The 22,066-nt window shown below is 33.3% G+C and carries 18 protein-coding genes; 9 read left to right on the top strand and 9 right to left on the bottom strand.

The window, feature by feature from the left end; translation table 11 throughout:
* Positions 1-4: 4 nt before the first annotated feature.
* On the bottom strand, positions 5-1,099 hold the full coding sequence (locus tag BLV84_RS03700) for a DUF3810 domain-containing protein (protein ID WP_093239686.1): 1,095 nt from the start codon (positions 1,097-1,099) through the stop codon (positions 5-7).
* A 102-nt stretch (positions 1,100-1,201) separates the two neighbouring features.
* On the opposite strand from BLV84_RS03700, the gene purL reads away from it, so the two are divergent.
* Both purL and BLV84_RS03710 read left to right on the top strand, forming a co-directional pair.
* Positions 1,202-4,858: a phosphoribosylformylglycinamidine synthase gene (gene purL / locus BLV84_RS03705; protein ID WP_093239689.1), complete on the top strand. Its 3,657-nt coding sequence runs from the start codon at positions 1,202-1,204 to the stop codon at positions 4,856-4,858.
* A gap of 87 nt (positions 4,859-4,945) precedes the next feature.
* Positions 4,946-6,721 carry an AMP-dependent synthetase/ligase gene (locus BLV84_RS03710; protein WP_093239692.1) on the top strand — a complete coding sequence of 592 codons (1,776 nt, stop codon included), beginning with the start codon at positions 4,946-4,948 and terminating at the stop codon, positions 6,719-6,721.
* A gap of 4 nt (positions 6,722-6,725) precedes the next feature.
* Here BLV84_RS03710 and BLV84_RS03715 read toward each other — a convergent pair whose 3' ends face one another.
* The gene (locus BLV84_RS03715) at positions 6,726-8,138 is read right to left on the bottom strand and encodes a TlpA family protein disulfide reductase (RefSeq protein WP_093239694.1); all 1,413 of its coding nucleotides are present in this window, start codon (positions 8,136-8,138) and stop codon (positions 6,726-6,728) included.
* 139 nt (positions 8,139-8,277) lie between these two features.
* Here BLV84_RS03715 and BLV84_RS03720 point away from each other — a divergent pair, with 139 nt between their 5' ends.
* A complete protein-coding gene (locus tag BLV84_RS03720) occupies positions 8,278-9,900 on the top strand; it encodes an ABC-F family ATP-binding cassette domain-containing protein (protein ID WP_093239697.1) in 1,623 nt (540 codons plus the stop codon).
* 79 nt (positions 9,901-9,979) lie between these two features.
* Here the strand turns inward: BLV84_RS03720 and carB are convergent, their stop codons facing one another.
* Together carB and rpmH are read right to left on the bottom strand one after the other, a co-directional pair.
* The gene (gene carB / locus BLV84_RS03725; RefSeq protein WP_093239700.1) at positions 9,980-12,832 is read right to left on the bottom strand and encodes a carbamoyl-phosphate synthase large subunit; all 2,853 of its coding nucleotides are present in this window, start codon (positions 12,830-12,832) and stop codon (positions 9,980-9,982) included.
* Between the two features lie 92 nt (positions 12,833-12,924).
* Entirely contained in the window at positions 12,925-13,086 is a 162-nt protein-coding gene (rpmH, locus tag BLV84_RS03730; protein WP_093239703.1) for a 50S ribosomal protein L34, read from the bottom strand.
* Between the two features lie 135 nt (positions 13,087-13,221).
* Here rpmH and BLV84_RS03735 point away from each other — a divergent pair, with 135 nt between their 5' ends.
* Entirely contained in the window at positions 13,222-13,737 is a 516-nt protein-coding gene (locus tag BLV84_RS03735; RefSeq protein ID WP_093239706.1) for a tetratricopeptide repeat protein, read from the top strand.
* On the opposite strand, the gene BLV84_RS03740 is transcribed toward BLV84_RS03735, so the two are convergent.
* The gene (locus tag BLV84_RS03740) at positions 13,734-13,928 is read right to left on the bottom strand and encodes a helix-turn-helix domain-containing protein (protein WP_093239708.1); all 195 of its coding nucleotides are present in this window, start codon (positions 13,926-13,928) and stop codon (positions 13,734-13,736) included. The genes BLV84_RS03735 and BLV84_RS03740 overlap by 4 nt on opposite strands.
* Before the next feature lie 154 nt (positions 13,929-14,082).
* Between BLV84_RS03740 and BLV84_RS03745 the strand changes: the two genes are divergently transcribed.
* Positions 14,083-14,790, top strand: coding sequence for a TlpA family protein disulfide reductase (locus tag BLV84_RS03745; protein ID WP_093239711.1), 708 nt, complete (start codon positions 14,083-14,085; stop codon positions 14,788-14,790).
* Here BLV84_RS03745 and BLV84_RS03750 read toward each other — a convergent pair.
* The 3 genes from BLV84_RS03750 to BLV84_RS03760 are packed head-to-tail and all read right to left on the bottom strand — an operon-like array spanning position 14,756 to position 16,731.
* Positions 14,756-15,121 carry a sulfite exporter TauE/SafE family protein gene (locus BLV84_RS03750; RefSeq protein ID WP_093239714.1) on the bottom strand — a complete coding sequence of 122 codons (366 nt, stop codon included), beginning with the start codon at positions 15,119-15,121 and terminating at the stop codon, positions 14,756-14,758. The two genes, BLV84_RS03745 and BLV84_RS03750, sit on opposite strands and share 35 nt — an antisense overlap.
* Before the next feature lie 5 nt (positions 15,122-15,126).
* Entirely contained in the window at positions 15,127-16,074 is a 948-nt protein-coding gene (locus BLV84_RS03755) for a transglycosylase SLT domain-containing protein (protein WP_394330491.1), read from the bottom strand.
* Between the two features lie 6 nt (positions 16,075-16,080).
* Positions 16,081-16,731, bottom strand: a complete 651-nt coding sequence (locus BLV84_RS03760; protein WP_234953086.1) for a lipase family protein — start codon at positions 16,729-16,731, stop codon at positions 16,081-16,083.
* Between the two features lie 99 nt (positions 16,732-16,830).
* Between BLV84_RS03760 and BLV84_RS03765 the strand changes: the two genes are divergently transcribed.
* Positions 16,831-17,133: an N-acetyltransferase gene (locus BLV84_RS03765; RefSeq protein WP_093239717.1), complete on the top strand. Its 303-nt coding sequence runs from the start codon at positions 16,831-16,833 to the stop codon at positions 17,131-17,133.
* Here BLV84_RS03765 and mtaB read toward each other — a convergent pair.
* Positions 17,130-18,458, bottom strand: coding sequence for a tRNA (N(6)-L-threonylcarbamoyladenosine(37)-C(2))-methylthiotransferase MtaB (gene mtaB, locus BLV84_RS03770; RefSeq protein WP_093239720.1), 1,329 nt, complete (start codon positions 18,456-18,458; stop codon positions 17,130-17,132). The genes BLV84_RS03765 and mtaB overlap by 4 nt on opposite strands.
* 241 nt (positions 18,459-18,699) lie before the next feature.
* Here mtaB and BLV84_RS03775 point away from each other — a divergent pair, with 241 nt between their 5' ends.
* The 3 genes from BLV84_RS03775 to BLV84_RS03785 are packed head-to-tail and all read left to right on the top strand — an operon-like array spanning position 18,700 to position 22,065.
* On the top strand, positions 18,700-20,208 hold the full coding sequence (locus BLV84_RS03775) for an ABC transporter substrate-binding protein (protein WP_093240013.1): 1,509 nt from the start codon (positions 18,700-18,702) through the stop codon (positions 20,206-20,208).
* Entirely contained in the window at positions 20,208-21,527 is a 1,320-nt protein-coding gene (gene rmuC / locus BLV84_RS03780; RefSeq protein ID WP_093239723.1) for a DNA recombination protein RmuC, read from the top strand. Before BLV84_RS03775 ends, rmuC begins: the two co-directional genes overlap by 1 nt.
* The gene (locus tag BLV84_RS03785; RefSeq protein WP_093239726.1) at positions 21,520-22,065 is read left to right on the top strand and encodes an acyl-CoA thioesterase; all 546 of its coding nucleotides are present in this window, start codon (positions 21,520-21,522) and stop codon (positions 22,063-22,065) included. The genes rmuC and BLV84_RS03785 overlap by 8 nt, the downstream gene beginning before the upstream one ends.
* Position 22,066: the final 1 nt, after the last annotated feature.

Consider the following 22,066-nt stretch of genomic DNA (forward strand, 5'->3'; position numbering starts at 1 on the left):
TAGATTATTGATTTATTGTTTGAGTTGATTGATATAAATTATATTTCTTATTGTAATTCACAAGTAAGGCAACAACATAACTGTAACTTTTCAATCCGTCAGGTTGTTTATTCACTTTTAAATAATTACCATAAATGGTTTTCATAATAAATTCTGTTGGGCCACGATGTTTCTCCCAAAATAACTGAACTTCCATATAATTTTTGAGAATTCCAGGATTCACATCATCCTTCATTATCGAAAATAATTCAGGATCTCTTAAATAGATGTCATTAAGACTATACTTTAAGGCAAAAGTTAAACCTGAATATCTGATAAATTCATTTTTTGAATTCATCGTCACAATTGCACCTATAAAATTGGCTTCATTCTCCTTGGCATATCCCATTTGGTGACCAATTTCATGCGCCATTGTTGTGGGTTGCTTGTATTTTGGTACAAGTGTATTGTATTGTGCTTCGTTTGTAAACGGATTAACATAACCACTAAAACCTGCATAAGTTAATGGTAATGAAAGCATTGAACTTTTGAGGTTTTCATAAGGATAACGCAAGTTGAGATTTTCGTTTTGAAACTCTTGATATGTTTCAAAAACTAAATTTTGCAATTCATTTTTTCTGAAATCATAATCGACAGCTAGCGTATCATGAGCAGTTAATTGACTGTGTAAAAGATTTGATTTTTGAATTAAATCACAAGTAAATTCAGTCAACTCTTCAGTTGTATAATCTGGATCTAAATTTAAATTCACATGCAAAGGATTTCTGTAATAATTGAAACCCCAAAAAGCATGAAATAAAAAATAAGTCACAGAAACAAAAGCTAAAGCTTGATAAATAATCAACCTAAACGGTTTAAATTTTCTTTTAAAGAGGAATATAAACCACTTTATTACCCAAAAAACAATGACAACATAAAATAGATCTCCTACAGAAAAAGGAATCCAAAACAATTGTAAGTGCTGAAGTTTTGAAATCATCAGAAAGAAATTCTGACTGTAATAATGCTCTATAAAACCTGGAAATGATGATATGACCGAGACAATAATGATTTGTATGAATAAGAAAAAACTTAATATTTTGAGAATACGTAATTTCAAGTTGAAAGATTTATTTAAGTCCAAACTTAATCAAATTCATACATTACTCATATTTTTATTGTAATTTTGAGGGCGTCTAAACACAACTTTAAAACACAACTAATGATTGTTTTCTTCAAGACCACCCCGACGCACTTTTTTGCAGTTTCCACATCCAAAAGACCTGATTTCGAAAGTATAAAAAAGCTAAAATGGCTTTTTGGCGATGCTACTTTTGTTGATCAAAAAGAAATTACTGGCAGCTTTATAGGTCCAAGACAAGTGATGATCACACCATGGAGCACGAATGCTGTTGAAATTACTCAGAATATGGGCATTAATGACATTGTAAGAATTGAAGAATTCCAGAGTGTCGAAAATGGTTTTGAAGCTTATGACCACATGATTTACCAAAAATATGAAGAACTCGATCAACATATTTTTGACATTAATATTGATCCTGAGGAAATTCAGAATATTGATGATATTTCAGATTACAATCTCAAACAAGGCTTAGCGCTAAATGAAGAAGAAATTCAATATCTAAAAGAACTTTCTAAACGTTTAAAAAGACCTCTCACCGATGCCGAAGTTTTTGGTTTCTCACAAGTCAATTCAGAGCATTGTCGTCACAAAATTTTTAACGGACAATTTATTATTGACGGTGAAGAGAAAGAAGAGTCATTATTTAAAATGATTAGAAAAACTTCATCTGAAAACCCTAATTCAATTATATCAGCATATAAAGACAATGTCGCTTTCATCGATGGCCCGAAATTGCAGCAATTTGCACCTCAGCGTCCAGACGAAGCTTCTTTTTATGAAAATAAAAATTTCGATTCTGTTATTTCTCTTAAAGCCGAAACACATAACTTTCCAACAACCGTTGAACCTTTTAACGGAGCTGCAACAGGAAGTGGTGGTGAAATTAGAGATCGATTAGCAGGCGGAAAAGGTTCTTTGCCTTTAGCAGGAACTGCTGTTTACATGACATCTTACTCTCGCACAAATTCTCCACGTTCATGGGAGAAAAACATAAAAGAAAGAGATTGGCTTTACCAAACGCCACTTGATATTTTGATCAAAGCTTCTAATGGTGCTTCAGATTTTGGAAACAAATTTGGTCAACCACTTATCGCTGGTTCTGTTTTTACATTCGAGCATGAGGAACATGAATGTTTTTTGGCTTTTGATAAAGTTATCATGATGGCTGGCGGAATTGGTTATGGTAAGAAAGAGCAAGCTTTAAAAGAAACACCAGCTTTAGATGACGACATCATCATTTTAGGTGGTGAAAATTACCGTATTGGTATGGGCGGTGCAGCTGTTTCTTCAGCTGACACTGGCGAATTTGAAAGTGGCATTGAACTGAATGCCGTACAACGATCAAACCCAGAAATGCAAAAAAGAGTTGCCAACACAATTCGTGGCATGGTTGAGAACGACCATAACCCGATTAAATCAATTCATGACCATGGCGCTGGCGGACATCTTAACTGTTTGAGTGAGCTTGTAGAAGACACAGGCGGATTTATCAATTTAGAAGAATTGCCTATTGGTGATCAAACGCTTTCTGATAAAGAAATTATCGGCAACGAATCACAGGAAAGAATGGGACTTGTGATTGATGAAAAAAATGCGAAGTTTTTAAAGAAAATTGCAGATCGTGAACGCTCACCAATGTATTTTGTTGGGAAAGTGACTGACGATCATCGTTTTACTTTTAAAAATAACAAAACAGATAAAACCTCAATGGATTTAATGCTTGAGGATATGTTTGGAAGTTCTCCTAAAACAATCATGCAAGATAAAAGTGTCAATAGAACTTATGCTGCAATTAAAGAAAGCGAAGATGACATTTATAAGCATGTAAAAAATGTACTGCAACTAGAAAGTGTTGCTTCAAAAGATTGGTTAACCAACAAAGTTGATCGCTGCGTGACTGGCCGTGTTGCAAAACAACAAACATTAGGTCAATTACAAATACCTCTGAACAATGTCGGTGTGATGGCACTTGATTATTTAGGTCAGAAAGGTGTTGCAACATCCATTGGACACTCACCAATTTCAGGATTGATCAATCCTATTGCTGGCTCAAAAAATTCAATTGCAGAAGCACTTACAAATATTATTTGGGCACCTTTGGAAGAAAATCTTAAATCGGTTTCTCTATCTGCCAATTGGATGTGGCCTTGCAGGAATGAAGGTGAAGATGCTAGACTTTATGAAGCTGTAAAAGCGGTTTCTGATTTTGCCATCAACCTTGGTATTAATGTGCCAACAGGAAAAGACTCTTTATCAATGACGCAAAAGTATAAAGATAAAGAAGTTATTTCTCCTGGAACTGTTATCATTTCTGCTGCTGGCCAATGTTCAGAAATCACTAAAGTTGTCGAGCCACTTCTTCAAGCTGAAGCTGGAAAAATTTATTACCTTAATTTGTCAAAAGATCAACATAAGCTTGGCGGCTCAGCCTTAGGTCAAACTTTAAACAAAGTTGGTACTGAAGCACCTTCAATTAAAGATGATAATTTCTTTAAAGAACAATTTAATGGCATCCAAAAGTTGATTAAAGCTTACAAAATCGCAGCTGGTCATGATGTTTCTTCAGGCGGTTTAATTACTTCTTTGTTAGAAATTTGTTTCGCAAATAAAGATTTAGGTGCTGACATTAATTTAGATAATTTAAAAGAAGAAAATACACTCAACTTACTTTTCTCAGAAAACAGTAGTTTGATTTTTCAGGCAAAAGATGATATTGAAAAAGAGTTGAAAGAATTTGGCATAGAAGCCATAGAAATTGGTCGAGCAACAAACAAATCTGAATTAAATATCACACATCAAAATCAAGAGTTAAATTTTGACATTGATGAATATCGAAAAATCTGGGCTAAAAAATCTTATGAATTTGATTGTGAACAAAGCGGAAAAGAAAAAGCTTTAGAAAGATATGAAAACCTTGATAAAGGTGGTTTAAATTATAAATTTCCAAAACAATTTACAGGTAAAAAACCTGAAATTCCAACTCAAAAAATTAAAGCTGCTATCATTCGTGAAAAAGGTTCGAATTCTGAACGTGAAATGGCTAGAGCTTTACATATTGCAGGTTTTGACGTGAAGGATATCCACATGACAGATTTGGTTTCTGGCAAAGAAAATCTTAAAGATGTGCAAATGATTGCTGCTGTTGGTGGTTTTTCTAATTCCGACGTTTTAGGCAGTGCAAAAGGTTGGGCAGGTGCATTTAAGTACAACAAAAACGCGCATCATGCGCTTCTCAATTTCTTCAACAGAGAAGACACATTATCTTTAGGTGTTTGTAATGGTTGCCAGTTATTTGTAGAGTTAGGTCTCATCAACCCGAAACATGATGAAAAACCTCGAATGCTTCATAACGATTCAAATAAATTTGAATGTCAATTTACAGCAGTTGATATTTTAGAAAACAATTCAGTGATGTTAAAATCATTAGCTGGTTCTCGATTAGGAATTTGGGCCGCTCATGGCGAAGGAAAATTTCAATTACCTAAAGCTGAAAATGAATATCAGATTCCTGCAAAATATTATGCTGACTCATACCCTTCAAATCCAAATGGATCTGATTACAACGCAGCGATGCTTTGTGATGAAACTGGTAGACATTTAGTGATGATGCCACACTTGGAAAGATCAACTTTTAGCTGGAATTGGGCTTACTATCCTAAAGACAGAAATGATGAAGTGACACCATGGATAGAAGCATTTGTGAACGCCAGAAACTGGCTTGTCTCAAAAAAATGATAAATACCATACAATAATGTTATAAAATGTAGAATAAAAGAATTCAATAATTTTTTCTTATTTTGCAGGGTACAAAACTTAAGATTAATGAAAAACATTAAACGTCTTTTTGACTTTCCATATTATCAGTTAGAAAACTATGAGCTTGAAGAAGCTTTAGTGACTAAATATGATGGAAAATGGATTGCAACGTCAACGCGTTCATATATAGATCAAGCGAATCAAATCAGTAGAGGTTTATTAAAAATGGGAGTTAATGCAAATGATAAAGTTGCTTTAATTTCAACAACAAACCGTACTGAATGGAACATTATGGATATAGGTATTATGCAATTAGGAGCTCAAAACGTTCCTATTTATCCTACGATTTCAGAAGAAGATTACGCCTATATTTTAAATCATAGCGAATCAAAATATTGCTTTGTTTCCGACAAAGAGGTTTATGATAAAGTAATGGCTGTCAAAGATCAGGTTCCATTATTAAAAGAAGTTTACACTTTTAATGACGTTAATAAGGCTAAAAGCTGGAGAGAGGTTCTAGAGCTAGGCAAAGATAATAGTATACAATCTGAAGTAGAAGCCTTAAAAGCGAAAGTTACTGAAGATGATGTCGCGACGATTATTTACACCTCTGGAACAACAGGCAAACCTAAAGGCGTCCTGCTGTCTCATAAAAACATAGCAAGTAATGCAATCAATAGCTCTACTCGACTTCCAACAGAAACTGGAAAGGCTAAAGCTTTAAGTTTTTTGCCGATTTGTCACATTTATGAAAGAATGCTGCATTATATGTACCAAGCCAATGGCGTCAGTATTCACTTTGCTGAATCTATAGAAGCTATTAGTGATAATCTTAAAGAGGTGAAGCCAGACGTGATGTCTGCTGTTCCGCGTTTATTAGAAAAAATTTACGATAAAATTATCGCCAAAGGTTCAGATTTAAGTGGTATCAAAAAAGCCTTATTCTTCTGGGCTGTAGATTTAGGATTAAAATATAAGCCTTACGGTCAAAATGGTTGGTGGTATGAGTTTAAGCTTAACATTGCCAATAAATTAATTTTCAGTAAATGGCAAGAAGCGCTTGGTGGAAATTTAAGAGTGATTGCTTCAGGAAGCGCTGCTTTACAACCGCGATTAGCCAGAGTTTTTAATGCTGCAAATATTCGTGTGATGGAAGGTTATGGATTAACGGAAACCTCTCCAGTTATTGCTGTTAACGACATGAGAGATCATGGTTTTAGAATTGGTACAGTCGGCAAACCAATTCCTGAAACAATTGTAAAAATTGCTGAAGATGGTGAGATTTTAGTCAAAGGTCCACAAGTGATGAAATCTTACTACAAAGATGAAGAGAAAACTAACGAGGCTCTCGTCGATGGTTTTTTCCATACTGGTGACATAGGTGAAATTGATAGTGATGGTTTCTTAAAAATTACCGATCGTAAAAAAGAAATGTTCAAAACCTCTGGCGGAAAGTATGTAGCTCCACAAATCTTAGAAAATACAATGAAGCAATCTCGTTTTATTGAACAGATCATGGTGATTGGTGAAGGTGAAAAAATGCCAGCTGCTTTCATACAACCAAATTTTGAATTTGTTATAGAATGGGCTGATCGCAAAGAGATTAATCTAGGAAATACACCTCAAGAAATTGTTAAGAATAATGACCTTATCAGCCGAATTGAAGAAGAGGTTACTTATTACAATAAAAAATTTGGTAATTGGGAAAAAATCAAAAAATTTGAGCTTACTGGAGAAATTTGGACAATTGAAGATGGACATTTAACACCAACATTAAAACTAAAAAGAAGAAATATTAAAGAAAGATATTTGAATCTCTACAATAAAATTTACGGTTATTAATCAATTATTGATTAACCAACTCTAATAAATTAGATTCTATTTTATTACTTGAAAAGGGGATATTGCTTTTTGTAATATGCCCTTTTTTATTGATTAAGAACATACGGTTAATGTGGTTTATTATAAATCTAACTTCTCGGTTTTCAGCATTCGGCTTCAACAACAATTTATATTCCTTAGACTTGTCTATGCCAAATTTATTGAGCCTTTGCTTCCATAACTCTGCACTTTCTGTATCAAAATTTAAACCTATAAATTTTATTTCAGGATATTTATTTTGAAGATTTTTCACCTTATTGACTTGATAGTTTTTATATGCAGGTGAATGAAAAGACCATGAAGATATTGCTAAAGGCTTCTTATTGATAAGATCGCTCACTGTAATCGTATCAAGTTCTGATGTCACTAATTGCTGATTGCCTAAATATTTATTCTCAAGGAAATTCTTTTGGATTCTGGTTGAAGCTAAAAGATCTTTTTTTACATCATCAGATAAATTACAATTTTTGATTAAAGATTTTGTGTCTTCTAATTGATTTTCATTTTTAGAAAATAAAATTTCTTCTTTGACAAAGCGTTTATAAAAACGGTTACGGATGGCATCATTCGTAAATAAATCGTCTGCAATTGTCAAACGCTTTTTAACATTCTTAAAGCTGTTAATTTTAAAGCAATCTACATCATTTTCATCACAGTCCTTAATAGACTTATTTTTTAGATAATTATCTAAAAATCTTAAATACCCAAAATGGTTTAATAATTCATCGTCATTAAAATCAATTGTATCTCTATAATTGAAAAAATCATCACTAAAATCTTTTTTACGTTCTTTGAAATACTTTTGAATTAAAAAAGCATAACGCTCTCTCATATCATAAAACTCGTAAACAATACTTTTTTTAGCGATACGGTTGAAGTAATCAGAAAAGTCATAACGTTGATGCAAATCTTCAAGTGAACTCAAACGCATTTGTCTGATAGAATCAGTTTTAAAAGAAAAATCTGAAGGTTTAACTTTGTAATATTTTAAAATCAGGTTATCGTTCTTTTCATTCATCAAATACATATTGATGAGAAAGTTGTTTTCAGCTGCCGACGACCCACCAAAAGCTAAGGATTCATCAAAAGCCTTCATATTCACCCTAAAAACAAGACTATCATTTGGTTTTAAATAAATCAGTTGCCATTCTGGGACATGGTGAAAAGTATAAATACCTTCTTCTTCAATATATATAGAGTCAGAAAAGCGGTTGTTAGAATCAATCTTTATATGCTTTATCAGTTCGCCGTCTTTACTAATAGATACAACACTATCAAGCGGATGAATCACTTCACCACCTATGTAGGTCATTTCATTTTCAGTTTTTGTACAGCCTGCAATAAAACTGATAAAAACTAAAGACAATAAAATTCGCATAAGATTTAATCCTGTTGGTCCCGTACAAATATATATTTAGCAAATCTATTTTGATGTTAAGCAGTCGTTAAAAGCTATATTTTGAGTCCTTTATAATGTGGATTAATATGCTTACTTTTGCAAAAAAATTAAAATAACTATGCTTACAGTTTCTAATTTGTCTGTTCAGTTTGGTAAACGCGTTTTGTTTGATGAAGTCAACACGTCTTTTACTGATGGCAACTGCTATGGTATTATTGGTGCAAATGGCGCCGGGAAATCGACTTTTCTAAAAATCCTATCAGGTCAAAACGAGCCTACTTCTGGACATGTTCACCTTGAACCTGGTAAACGTATGTCAGTGTTAGAACAAGACCACAGTATCTATGATGAATACAATGTTTTAGAAACCGTCATCATGGGAAATAAACCTTTGTATAAAATCAAGAAAGAAATGGATGAGATTTATGCAAAGGAAGATTTTAGTGATGCTGATGGCGAACGTGTTGGTGTTCTTCAAGTTGATTTTGAAGAAATGGACGGCTGGAATGCTGAAAGTAACGCTGCTTCTCTCCTATCAAACTTAGGTATTGATGCAAGTATTCACTATACTCACGTTAAGGATTTAGATGGTAAGCAAAAAGTACGTGTTCTATTAGCAAAAGCAATTTTTGGAAATCCTGATGTTCTTATCATGGATGAGCCAACTAACGACCTGGATTACGAAACAATCACGTGGTTAGAAAACTTTTTAGCTAATTTTGATAATACTGTTATTGTTGTTTCTCACGACAGACACTTTTTAGATGCTGTTTGTACACATATTTCTGATATTGATTTTGGTAAAATCACACACTACAGCGGGAATTATACTTTCTGGTATGAGTCATCTCAATTAGCTGCGAAACAGCGTGCACAACAAAACAAAAAAGCTGAAGAAAAGAAGAAGGAACTTCAACAATTTATTGAACGTTTTAGTGCAAACGTTGCTAAATCTAAGCAAGCGACATCTCGTAAGAAAATGTTGGATAAGTTAGATTTTAAAAATATTAAGCCTTCAAGTCGTCGATATCCTGCCATTATTTTTGAAAAAGATCGTGAAGTTGGAGATCAAATTCTTCACGCTGAAAACCTTTCTGCAAGTATTGATGGCGAAGTTTTATTCTCAAAAGTTGACATCAACTTAACTAAAGGAGATAAAGTTATTTTGTATTCAAAAGATTCAAGAGCAACAACAGCTTTATACGAGATCATCAACGGAAAACAAGAACCAGATACTGGCAAATATCAATGGGGCGTGACTACCTCTCAATCATATTTACCAAATGATAATAGTGAATTTTTTGATAATAAACTTTCTTTAGTTGATTGGTTAAGACAATGGGCACAAACTGAAGAAGAACGTGAGGAAGTTTATATCCGTGGATTTTTAGGGAAAATGCTCTTCAGTGGTGATGAAGCCTTAAAAACTTCTGATGTTTTATCTGGTGGTGAAAAAGTAAGATGTATGCTCAGCAGAATGATGATGATGAGAGCTAATGTTTTGATTCTTGATGAACCAACCAACCACCTTGATCTTGAATCGATTACTGCTTTTAACAACTCTCTCAAGAACTTTAAAGGTAATATTATTATGACAACACACGACCATCAGTTTGCTCAAACAGTTGCTAATCGTGTTATAGAGATTACACCTAAAGGCGTTATCGATAAGCATAGTACTTTCGACGATTATATGTCAGATCCTAAAATTAAGGAACAAAGAGAAAAAATGTACGCTTAATTTTATCGGATTTTTTTATAAAGCTTAAAAGGCTGCTTTTTGATAAAAGCAGCCTTTTTTAATAGATATAATTCAGTTATTATTTACTTAAATACATGCGTCTTTTTGCATAAAGATTATAAAAATCATCATCTCGTAAACTATCGATAAATAAAATACTTTCTCCTGTACTTTTCATTTCAGGACCTAGTTGCTTATTCACATTATGAAATTTATCAAAAGAAAAAACTGGTTGTTTTATCGCGTAACCTTCTAATTGTGGATTAAAATCAAAGTCTTTCACCTTTGCATGCCCTAGCATAACCTTGGTTGCAAAATTCACATATGGTTCGCCATAAGCTTTTGCGATAAAAGGAACCGTACGAGAAGCTCTTGGGTTTGCTTCAATAATAAAGACCTCATCATCTTTCACGGCAAATTGAATGTTGATTAACCCAACTGTATTAAGAGCAAGAGCGATTTTACGCGTGTGATCTTTGATTTGTTCAATCACTAAGTTTCCTAAATTAAAAGGAGGTAATGTTGCGTTTGAGTCACCTGAATGAATTCCGCAAGGCTCGATATGCTCCATTATTCCGATAATATAAACATCTTCACCATCACATATTGCATCAGCTTCTGCTTCAATAGCTCCATCTAAATAATGATCTAAAAGAAGTTTGTTATTTGGAATTTTACTTAACAAATCGACAACATGCGCTTCTAACTCTTTTTTGTTGATCACAATTTTCATCCCTTGACCACCTAAAACATATGAAGGTCTTACAAGAATTGGAAAGTCTAATTCATCAGAGAGTTTTAAAGCTTGGTCTGCAGTTTCAGCAACACCAAACTCTGGATAAGGAATATCATTATCTTTTAATAAAGTTGAAAAGCTTCCTCTATCTTCAGCTAAATCTAAAGATTGATAGTTTGTCCCTATGATATTTATACCGTATCTGTCTAACTTTTCTGCTAGTTTAAGCGCTGTTTGTCCGCCCAATTGAACGATCACGCCATCAGGTTTTTCATGCCTGATGATATCGTAAATATGTTCCCAAAAAACGGGTTCAAAATAAAGTTTATCAGCAATGTCAAAGTCGGTAGAAACTGTTTCTGGGTTACAGTTAATCATAATAGTTTCGTAACCACATTCGGAAGCAGCGAGCACACCATGAACACAGCAATAATCAAATTCTATTCCTTGGCCAATTCGGTTTGGTCCAGATCCTAGAACAATAATTTTTTTCTTGTCTGAAACTTCACTTTCATTTTCAACATAAATTTCTCCATCAGCTGTTTCTATCTCTGCCTCAAAAGTTGAATAATAATATGGTGTTTGTGCTTCAAATTCAGCGGCACAAGTATCAACAAGTTTATAAACGCGATTAATATTGAGGTCACTTCGTTTATTATAAACTTCACTTTCTAAACAATTCAGCATGTGTGCGATTTGTCTATCTGCAAAACCTTTTTGTTTCGCTTCAAGTAAAAGTGGCTTTTGAAGTGTTTCAATCGTAAACTTTTCTATTTCTTTTTCTAAAAAATGAAGTTCTTCATATTGTTTTAAGAACCACATGTCAATTTTAGTGATTTCATGAATTCGACTGAGAGGAATTCCCATTTGAATGGCATCGTAAATGACAAAAACTCTATCCCAACTTGCAAATTCAAGTTTTTCTAGAATTTGATTATAATCTTTATAACCTTTTCCATCTGCACCTAAGCCATTTCGTTTGATTTCAAGCGACTGTGTTGCTTTGTGTAAGGCTTCTTGAAAAGAACGGCCGATTCCCATCACCTCACCGACAGCTTTCATCTGTAAACCTAAAGTTCGATCGGAACCTTCAAATTTATCAAAATTCCATCGTGGAATTTTAACAATAACGTAATCTAAAGTTGGCTCGAAGTAAGCTGAAGTTGTTTTGGTAATTTGGTTTTCAAGCTCATCTAAGTGATAGCCTATTGCGAGTTTTGTCGCAATTTTAGCAATTGGATAACCCGTTGCTTTAGACGCTAATGCGGAAGAACGAGAAACTCTAGGGTTAATTTCAATAGCGATGATATCCTCATTTTCATCAGGGCTTACTGCAAATTGCACATTACAACCTCCAGCAAAATCTCCAATACTTCGCATCATTTTGATAGCCATATCACGCATGCGTTGATATGTTTTATCGCTTAAGGTCATTGCTGGTGCAACAGTAATTGAGTCACCAGTATGGATTCCCATCGGATCCATATTCTCAATGCTACAAATAATAGTTACATTATCATTGGCATCACGCAATAACTCAAGCTCATATTCTTTCCAACCTAATAAAGCTTTATCGATTAAAACTTCATGTATCGGTGAAGCTTCAAGTCCACGATGAAGAAGTTTTTCAAACTGATCTTCAGTATGCACAAAAGAAGCGCCTGTCCCTCCTAGTGTAAAAGAAGCTCGAATAACTAGAGGAAAACCAAATTCTTGAGCAACTTCTTTTCCTTCAAGGTAAGAAGTTACAGTTTTTGAAGGTGCCACAGGAATATCGATTTTCTGCATGAGTTTTCTGAACTCTTCTCGATCTTCGGTAATATTAATCGCATCAATATCGACACCGATAAGCTTGACATCAAAATCTTTCCATATTCCTTTTTCGTCAGCTTCAATACAAAGATTTAATGCGGTTTGTCCTCCCATTGTTGGTAAAACAGCATCAATTTCTGGATGTAATTTAAGTATTTCAATAATCGACTTGATCGTTAATGGCTTAAGATAAACGTGATCTGCCATTGTTGGATCAGTCATTATAGTTGCTGGGTTTGAGTTGATCAATATCGTTTTGATACCGTCTTCTCTTAGCGATCTTAAGGATTGTGAACCAGAGTAATCAAATTCGCAAGCTTGACCAATAACAATTGGACCAGAACCAATTAGTAAAACGTTTTTTAGATCGTGATTTTTAGGCATAATAATGGGCGTTGAAATTTCATTGAATTGTATAAAAAAAGGTGTTGCTTTTAAAAAACAACACCTTTAAAATATGATTAAGTGATCATAGATTATCTTTTTCTCATGCTTAATTCAGATGACACAGATAATCTTTTTCTACCTTTTGCTCTTCTTCTTGAAAGAACCTTTCTTCCATTCTTAGAAGCCATTCTCTCTCTAAAACCATGTTTGTTCTTACGTTTTCTTTTCGAAGGTTGGAAAGTTCTTTTCATTATCTTTATGTTTTATTAATCTTAGTATTTATTTTATCGCGTGCAAATATACAATAAAACCTTTTTTAAGCAAACTTGTACTTAAAGATTTTCTCATTCTTTTTTGTAAATTTGCAAATTGACTAAAACTTAAACATGTTCAATAAAAATTTAAAACTCATTATCGCCGGATTGATTATTGCATTTGGTATTTACCAAATCACCGAATCGTTTATTGGTAACGGCATTTCGCTTATTTTATTCTCAGGAATTTTCATCTTTCTTTATTTTAAAAATGAAATGATTCTTTTGGCATTTTTAAGATTGCGTAAGCAAGATTTTGATGGTGCCAAAAAATGGCTCGACCGCATCAAAAATCCTGAATCGGCACTTACTCAAAAGCAATTAGGCTATTACAATTATTTACACGGTTTGATGCTTTCACAAAAAAACATGACGCAAGCCGAAAAGTATTTCAAAAAAGCGATTAAACTCGGTTTATCAATGGATCATGATTTGGCGATGGCAAAACTCAACTTGGCGGGAATTGCAATGACTAAACGCAGAAAAAGAGAAGCGCAAATGCTCCTTAAGGAAGCAAAAAAGCTAGATAAAAATGGGATGATGACCGACCAGATAAGAATGATGAAGCAACAGATGAAAAAAATCTAGAGCTTTGATTTTCTGAAACTCATGGGCGTTTGTCCAAAACGTCTTTTGAAAACTTGATTTAAGCTTGAGATAGAGTTGAAACCTAAATCAATCGCGATATCTTGAATTTTGAGATCTGTATTGATAAGTAGTTTTTCCACTTTCTCAAGTTTTTTTCTGCTATATATTGTCGAAGTGTTGGACATATCCATATTATACGAAAAAAAGAATCATAACCAGAATTCTATCTTAATCTAAAGTAACTATTAAAATCACTATTGAACTTGAGTTCAATAGATTAAATCTGTATTATATAACTGTAGGTTATCATTTTTTCCTAAATTTACAAATAACCAACCAAAACTAATGCTAAAACTAATCACAATACTATTCTTGTTTTTTCAATTATCTTATGCGCAAGATGATCAATCAAGCTTAGATGATTTTGTTTTTGAAAACGTACTCGCTAATCATAGAGAGTTTGATTACAAAATCCACAATGCATACCTCAATCAAGATTACGATAAGGTAGATAAAATATTTAGAGATTTTATCGAAGATAATCTTCATAATAAAATCATGAATGATTTCACTTGGAATAAATTCAGGTCTAGGCATAAATCTCTTTATGACATTGATCTTCCTATTTATTTAATGACCAGAAGTTCATGGTCGCTTCCTAATATTGGCGAAATACCAGCAATTAATAGATTAGCCAAAAAGTACAAAAAAGAAATCAAATTTGTTGTTCTGTTTTGGGATAATAAGCAAAAAATGAAAAAGCAAGGACGCAAATACTCACGCCATGTCAACGTAGTTTATATTGATGAAATGCAAAATAAAGACGCTTATACTATCAAAGCTTTAAAACATGTTTTAGGAGTTCCAACTTCTTTTGTCATAAATAAAAACAAGCGTGTTATGGATGTTGACCGACCAGTAGCAACCCCTTTTCACGTTGAAGAAAGTCAAGCAAAACAAACTTGTGTTGAATCAATAGAAGAGAAAATTAATCGTGCCTTTGATAGTTCTTATAAACTTATTTCTGAAAAATCATCCGAAGACCGACAATAAGCATCAAAGCGCCAAATAAACGCTTTAAAAGAGACTCACTAATTGTTACAGCCAATTTGGATCCTAAATAACCTCCTACAACAAAAAAAATCGCCATAATTAAGGCATACTTCCAGTTGACATGACCTTCTTGGTAATAATTATAAGCGGCTGCAAAAGTAACTGGTACTGCTAACACAGCTAAACTTGTCCCTTGAGCTTCTTGTTGAGAGCCTAATAACAGAAGTAGTAAAGGCACCATAATAACGCCGCCTCCTACACCAAATATTCCACTCATGAAACCACTTAAAAGACCAATTAAAACCAGAAAAAACAAAAATGAAGCTGACATAAAGTTTATTTTAAAAGTGGAATTTTAATTTCATAATTTTTACGAGAAGCATTGTTCAAATGCGTATCTCTCAGCCATGTATTGTAATTTTTAAAAGTTTTGTAAGATAAATTGTAGTTTTTAGCAAAGTCAGCAAAATCTGAAACAACTGTATCTACTTCAACAATCTTTGTTGGCATCAATTCATAAAGATCACCCTTCTTATAGTGATAGCCATAATCACTAGGGTCTGTCATAATTGTTTTGATTGCCAAAATTCTAAAAACATAACGTCTTGTTTCTTCATTGAGAAGTAAATCATAATAATTATCTGTTTTCTGACGCTCCATTTGTCTGCTAATTCCTGACATACCTCTATTATAAGATGCTGCAGCTAAGCTCCATGTTCCAAATTTCTCTTTAGCTTTTTTAAGATATTGACAAGCTGCTCGTGTTGATTTTTCAATATGGTAACGCTCATCTACATTACTATTAACTTCAAGCCCGTATTCGCGTCCCGTTTGAGAAAGTATTTGCCAAAAACCTGTTGCTCCAGCAGGAGAAACAACCTGAGTTAAGCCACTTTCAGCAACGGCTAAGTATTTGAAATCTTCTGGCACACCCTCTTCTTTGAGGATAGGTTCGATTAACGGAAAATATTTGTGCGCTCTTTTAATCAACAACAAAGCATTTGATTGCCAATATGTATTAACCAAAAGTTCTCTATCAAGTCTTTCATGGATGTCTGGATCATCAAGCGGCACATTTTCACCTGCAAAATCAATTTGATTTGGAACCTCTAAAGCGAAAACATTGTAATCTTCTTTAAAAGATTTTTGACGTTCTTCCTTTTTTGTTCTTTGCTCCTTTGCACTAGTTTGCGTAAAACTGGTGACACCTAAATAAGCGATAAATAGAAGCGCAAGTGCTCCTGTTAATTTTAGTGCTTGATTAAAAATCTTTGTCATTGACATAATTTATTATTTTAGTAATTCTGGCAAATGTTCATTAAACCATTTGTAACGATTGAGTATCATTATATGTGTTCCTCCTTTGATAGTGATACAGTTTGTGATATTTTTAATAGGAAAAACGATATCCTCATCACCTTGTATGTGAATCAAATCTTCATCTGGCACTGCATTTTTCCAATTTAGAACTTTATCTATAGACCAATCTAAATAAGTTTTATTATTCATCACCATATAATTTTTATAAAGTTCAATTCTTTTACGAATCGTATTCCCCACTGGTAATCTTTCTATTTGGTCTAAATAATTGAGTAAACCCGTTGGCAATATTTTATAAAAACTTGTATCACGTGCTAAATTCATATGAGTTGGCAACTCGGTATGAGATTTTACACTTGAAATAATGATTACTTTTTTGACGTTCAAAAATTTTTTCATTTCCTGAACCAAAATCCCTCCGAAGGAAACACCGATTAAGATAATATTTTCATGAATAACATCTTTAGCCATACGCTGTGCATAATCTTCAAGAGACTCGCCTACCTCTGGTAATTTCCAACTCAACCAATGCATTTCAAAATGCTTTTCTGGTAATTTTATTCTTTCAAAAATCCTTGGACTGGCAGCCATTCCAGGCATAAAATAAACATGTGTCAGCATAAAGTCTGCATCTTATATTCCGTCTTACAAAGCTACGATTTAAACTTAATATGTTGTATTTTTATGGTGGATTTTCCTAATGATATAATACCAATTATAATGAAAAATCAAAGCTCAAAATTAAGAAAAAATGAATTTCAAAGACAATTTGAAATGGAGACTGAAAAAGGTCTTATCTCTCTTGAATATCAAGAGCAGCAACGACAAATTTTTTTAACAAAATTAAATCTTCCGCCTGAATTTGATGATCAAGATTTGATTGATCATTTCTTAAAAGAAGTGTTGAGTACTTTTGATGATGAACGCATCAGCGTGATGCCAACATCCCCAGATGTCGCTCAATTTTTCAAAAAAAACAGAAACAAATACAAAAATTTACTTCCAGCCGGAATCTCTATCTAAACAGAAACTTCTTCATGCACAAAACTGCACTTCACCAAACCGTCTTCTGCAATTTCGTCAAGTCTAATTTCATGTAAAGTATTGACTAATTCGGGATTCCAAGGTGTTTTTATTTTAACGTAGTTTTCAGTAAACCCGTGTATATAACCCTTAATATTTTCGCCTTCAAATAAGACCTCATGTGTTTTACCAATTTGTTTTTCGTAAAAAGCTCGACGTTTTTTAGCCGACAAACCTCTTAACATTTTGCTTCTTTTCTTACGCTTTGCATTAGAGACAACACCATCCATCTCTGCAGCTAAAGTGTTTTCTCTTTCAGAATAAGTGAAAACGTGTAAATAAGAAATATCAAGCTCGTTGAGGAAATTGTAAGTTTCTAAGAAATGTTCATCCGTTTCACCTGGAAAGCCAACAATCACATCAACACCAATACACGCATCTGGCATCAAAGATTTTATTTGCTCTACTCTATCAACATAGAGCTCACGCATGTAACGTCGTTTCATTTTCTTGAGTAAATCATTACTTCCACTTTGTAAAGGAATATGAAAATGCGGAACAAATTTTTGACTATTTGCTACAAAATCAATGGTTTCATTTTTCAATAGATTTGGCTCGATTGAAGAAATTCTCAAACGCTCAATTCCGTCAACTGTTTCAAGAGCTTTTACTAAATCAAGGAAAGTGTGCTCATGCTTTTTGTTGCCAAATTCACCTTTTCCGTAATCACCAATATTTACACCTGTCAGAACGATTTCTTTGATGTCTTGATCAGAAATACCCTTTGCGTTTTTAAGAACATTTTCTAGCTTATCTGAACGTGAAATACCACGAGCCAAAGGAATTGTGCAATAAGTACATTTATAATCACATCCATCTTGCACTTTTAAGAAAGCTCTCGTTCGATCGCCTATTGAATAAGAACCGACATAAAAATCAGCTTCATCAATTTCACATGAATGCACTTCGCCAAAATCATTTTTACTTAAATCGTTGATATAATCTGTAATTTTGAATTTTTCAGTTGCGCCTAAAACCAAATCGACACCATCAATAGCAGCAAGCTCTTCTGGCTTAAGTTGTGCATAGCAACCAATCCCGATAATAAAAGCATTTTCATTTACTTTTTGTGCTTGGCGCACAATGGTTTTAAAACGCTTATCAGCATTTTCAGTCACACTACACGTGTTGATCACAACAATATCAGCAGGCTTACCAAAATCTGTTTTAATATATCCTTTATCTTCAAATTGTCTTGATATTGTTGATGTTTCTGAGAAGTTTAACTTACATCCTAATGTATAAAAAGCGACTTTTTTCTGCATTGTATCCGATTCTTCAGGTCTCTAAAAAACTTTTTGTATGCGAAATTCAGATTAGATTTTATCGCAAACTCACTGCCGCGGTGCGTTAATCTTCTTTATATTCGCATTAGAATTTGCAAATATACCAACTAAAATCTGTTTTACTAAATTGAAAGATAGGCTTCTACATTTTTTTATTATAATTTTCATTGCAACGGCTTTATTTTCATGCAATTCAAATCAAAAAGAAGAACGTGACCACATGGTCTTTCGCTATAATGAACATGCCAATATCACTTCATTAGATCCTGCTTTTGCGAAAGATCAACGTAATATTTGGGCTTGCGAACAATTGTATAACACTTTGGTCAGATTGGATAATGAGCTAAATATTCAACCAGATATAGCTAAAAGCTGGACGATTTCTGAAGATGCTAAAACCTATCGTTTCAACTTAAGAGATGATGTTTTTTTTCATAAAAACAAAATTTTTGGAAAAGACTCAACACGTCAACTTGTTGCGAAAGATGTTGTTTACAGCCTCAATCGATTAACTGACCCTAAAGTTTCCTCCCCAGGAAGCTGGATTCTTGAAAAAGTAAAACACATCAAAGCGATTGATGAATCGACTATTGTAATTGAACTTAAAGAAGCTTTTCCTGCATTTCTTGGGACTTTAAGTATGAAGTATTGTAGTATTCTACCTCAAGAAGCCGATGGAATTAACCTTAGAAAAAATCCAATTGGCACTGGTCCATTTAAATTTAAACGTTGGATTGAAAATGAAAAATTAGTTTTTAGAAAAAATGAACTTTATTTTGAAACTGATAAGAATGGAGAGCGACTTCCCTATTTAGAAGCTGTTGCGATTACTTTTCTACCAGATAAACAAAGTGAGTTTATGGCTTTTGTTCAAGGAAAAATAGATTTTTTAAGTGGTCTTGATCCGAGTTATAAAGATGAGTTACTGACAAATACTGGCCAGCTACAAAAGCAATATCAAGATGATATCGTTCTAGATAAATCACCTTATTTAAATACAGAATATTTAGGTTTTAACATGGAAAGTGAGTCTCCTGAAATACAATCCATTGATTTCAGACGCGCTGTCAATTATGCTTTTGACAGAAGAAAAATGATTAAATATTTGCGCAACGGCATTGGCAGACCTGCACATCACGGCTTTATCCCTGAAGGTTTACAGGGTTTTCAACAAATAGAAGCTTTCACCTATCAGCCTCAGAAAGCAAAAAAACTATTAGAGAAATTTAAAAATGAATCTGGTATAAAAAATCCTCAACTTCAAATTACAACAAACGCTAATTATTTAGATTTAGTTGAATACATTCAGAAATCACTTGAAGATATTGGAATTCAAGTTGCGATTGAAGTTTTGCCTCCGTCAACTATTCGACAGCAGAGATCGGCTGGTCAACTCGATTTATTTCGTGCCAGTTGGATTGCCGATTATCCTGATGCTGAAAATTATTTGGGTTTATTTTACTCTCCTCAAAAAGCGCCAAAAGGACCAAACTACACACTTTTTGAAAATGCAGAATTTGACTCCATTTTTGAAAAAAGCCAAAGAACCACAACTGACAGTTTAAGATATCAGATGTACACAAAACTCGATCAACTGATTATTGAAGAAAGTCCGATTATTCCTTTATATTACGACGAAGTTACACGCTTCTATCATCAGAATGTCAAAGGTTTAGAAATGAATCCTATTAATTTATTAGTTTTAAAAACAGTTAAAAAAACAAAATGATGGATGTTTTCATTTTTAGTGGTGTTGCTATTCTATTTGCCGTAATTGGAATTATTTTGGGTCAAAAAATTCAAAAGAATAAGCTTTCAACTGAAATTAAATTGCTTAAAGAGCAGCACGAACAAAGCAAAAATGATGCTGCCAAGGAAAAAGAAAGATTATTTAAAAAAGTTAACGAATTAGCTCAAGAAAAAAATGAAGTTGAAATTCAGCTAGAGCGTAAAAATGTTGAAAACGAAAACTTAAATGAAAAACTAATTTATCAAAAAGATGATTTAGAAAAGCTTCAAGAAAAATTTAAAACAGATTTTGAAAACCTGGCTAACAAAATTCTAGAACAAAAATCTGCCAAATTCACCTCTCTCAATAAAGATAATATCTCTCAAATTTTAAATCCACTGAAAGAACGAATTCAAGATTTTGAAAATAAAGTTGATAAGAATAATCTAGATTTCTTGAAAACGCATTCAGAATTAGGTGAAAAACTCAAAAACCTGAATGACTTGAATCGAAAAATCAGCCAAGATGCAGAAAATCTAACCAAAGCACTTAAAGGTGACAACAAAGCTCAAGGCAATTGGGGTGAGCTTATTTTAGAAAGAGTTCTCGAAAAATCTGGACTCGTAAAAGGTGAAGAATACGAGGTACAGCAAAGTTTTGAGGATGAAACCGGCAGGCGTTATTTACCTGATGTTGTCATCAATTTACCTAACAAAAAGCAGATGGTGATTGACTCGAAAGTTTCATTAATCGATTATGAAAAATATGCCAATTCAACAGATAAAAAAGAAAAAACAGAGCATTTAAAAGCGCATTTAAAATCATTAAAAACGCATTTAAAACAACTCAGTGAAAAAAAATATGAGAATTTAGGTCAGCGCCACTCACCAGATTTTGTATTGATGTTTATTCCTATTGAACCTGCTTTATATCTGGCTCAAAATGAAGATCCTGCATTTTTTTATTCAGCCTTTGATCAAAATATTTTATTAGTCAGCCCGACAACATTACTTTCAACGCTGAGAACTGTTGAAACCATTTGGAAAAATGAAAAGCAACAACAAAACGCAAATGAAATTGCTAAACATGCTGGCAATCTTTATGATAAATTCAGTAGTTTGCTCAACGAATTAGAAAACATTGGTAAGCGTATCAAATCGACTGATACGGCTTACCAAAATGCTTTAAAAAAACTAACTGGCAATCAAAATCTAGTTAAGGATGTAAAAAAACTCAGAGAACTCGGCGTCTCGACATCCAAAAACTTAGATTCAGATTGGATTCCAAATGCCCAAAACCAAAAATTAAACCATGATTGATTACAAACACGCATCAGATTCAGAAGTCACAATTTCGCAATTAATGCTGCCATCACATTCTAATTTTGGCGGAAAAATACATGGTGGATTTATACTTTCACTTCTTGATCAAATCGCTTTTGCCTGCGCTTCAAAACATTCAGAAAATTACTGTGTCACTGCAAGTGTAGATCGTGTAGATTTTTTAAATCCTGTGGAAGTTGGAGAGCTTTTAACCTTAAAATCTTCTGTTAACTATGTCGGCAAAACATCAATGGTTGTTGGCGTTAGAGTTGAATCTGAAAATATTCAAACAGGCATCAAAAAACATTGTAACTCATCTTATTTTACAATGGTTGCTAAAGATGGAAACGGAAAATCAACAAAAGTGCCTGGTTTGATTCTTAAAAACGAAAATGACATTCGTCGTTTTTTGAAAAATATTAAAAGACAGGAATTGAGAAACCATCATGATGAGACCTTTGATGACTTTGAAGTCAATCTTAAAACACATTTAGATATACTTGAAAAACACAATGCAAAAATAAAATTGGATTAAC

Origin of the sequence: Psychroflexus halocasei (genome assembly GCF_900107595.1) — a bacterium.
In the GTDB taxonomy this organism is placed as follows: Bacteria; Bacteroidota; Bacteroidia; order Flavobacteriales; family Flavobacteriaceae; genus Psychroflexus; species Psychroflexus halocasei.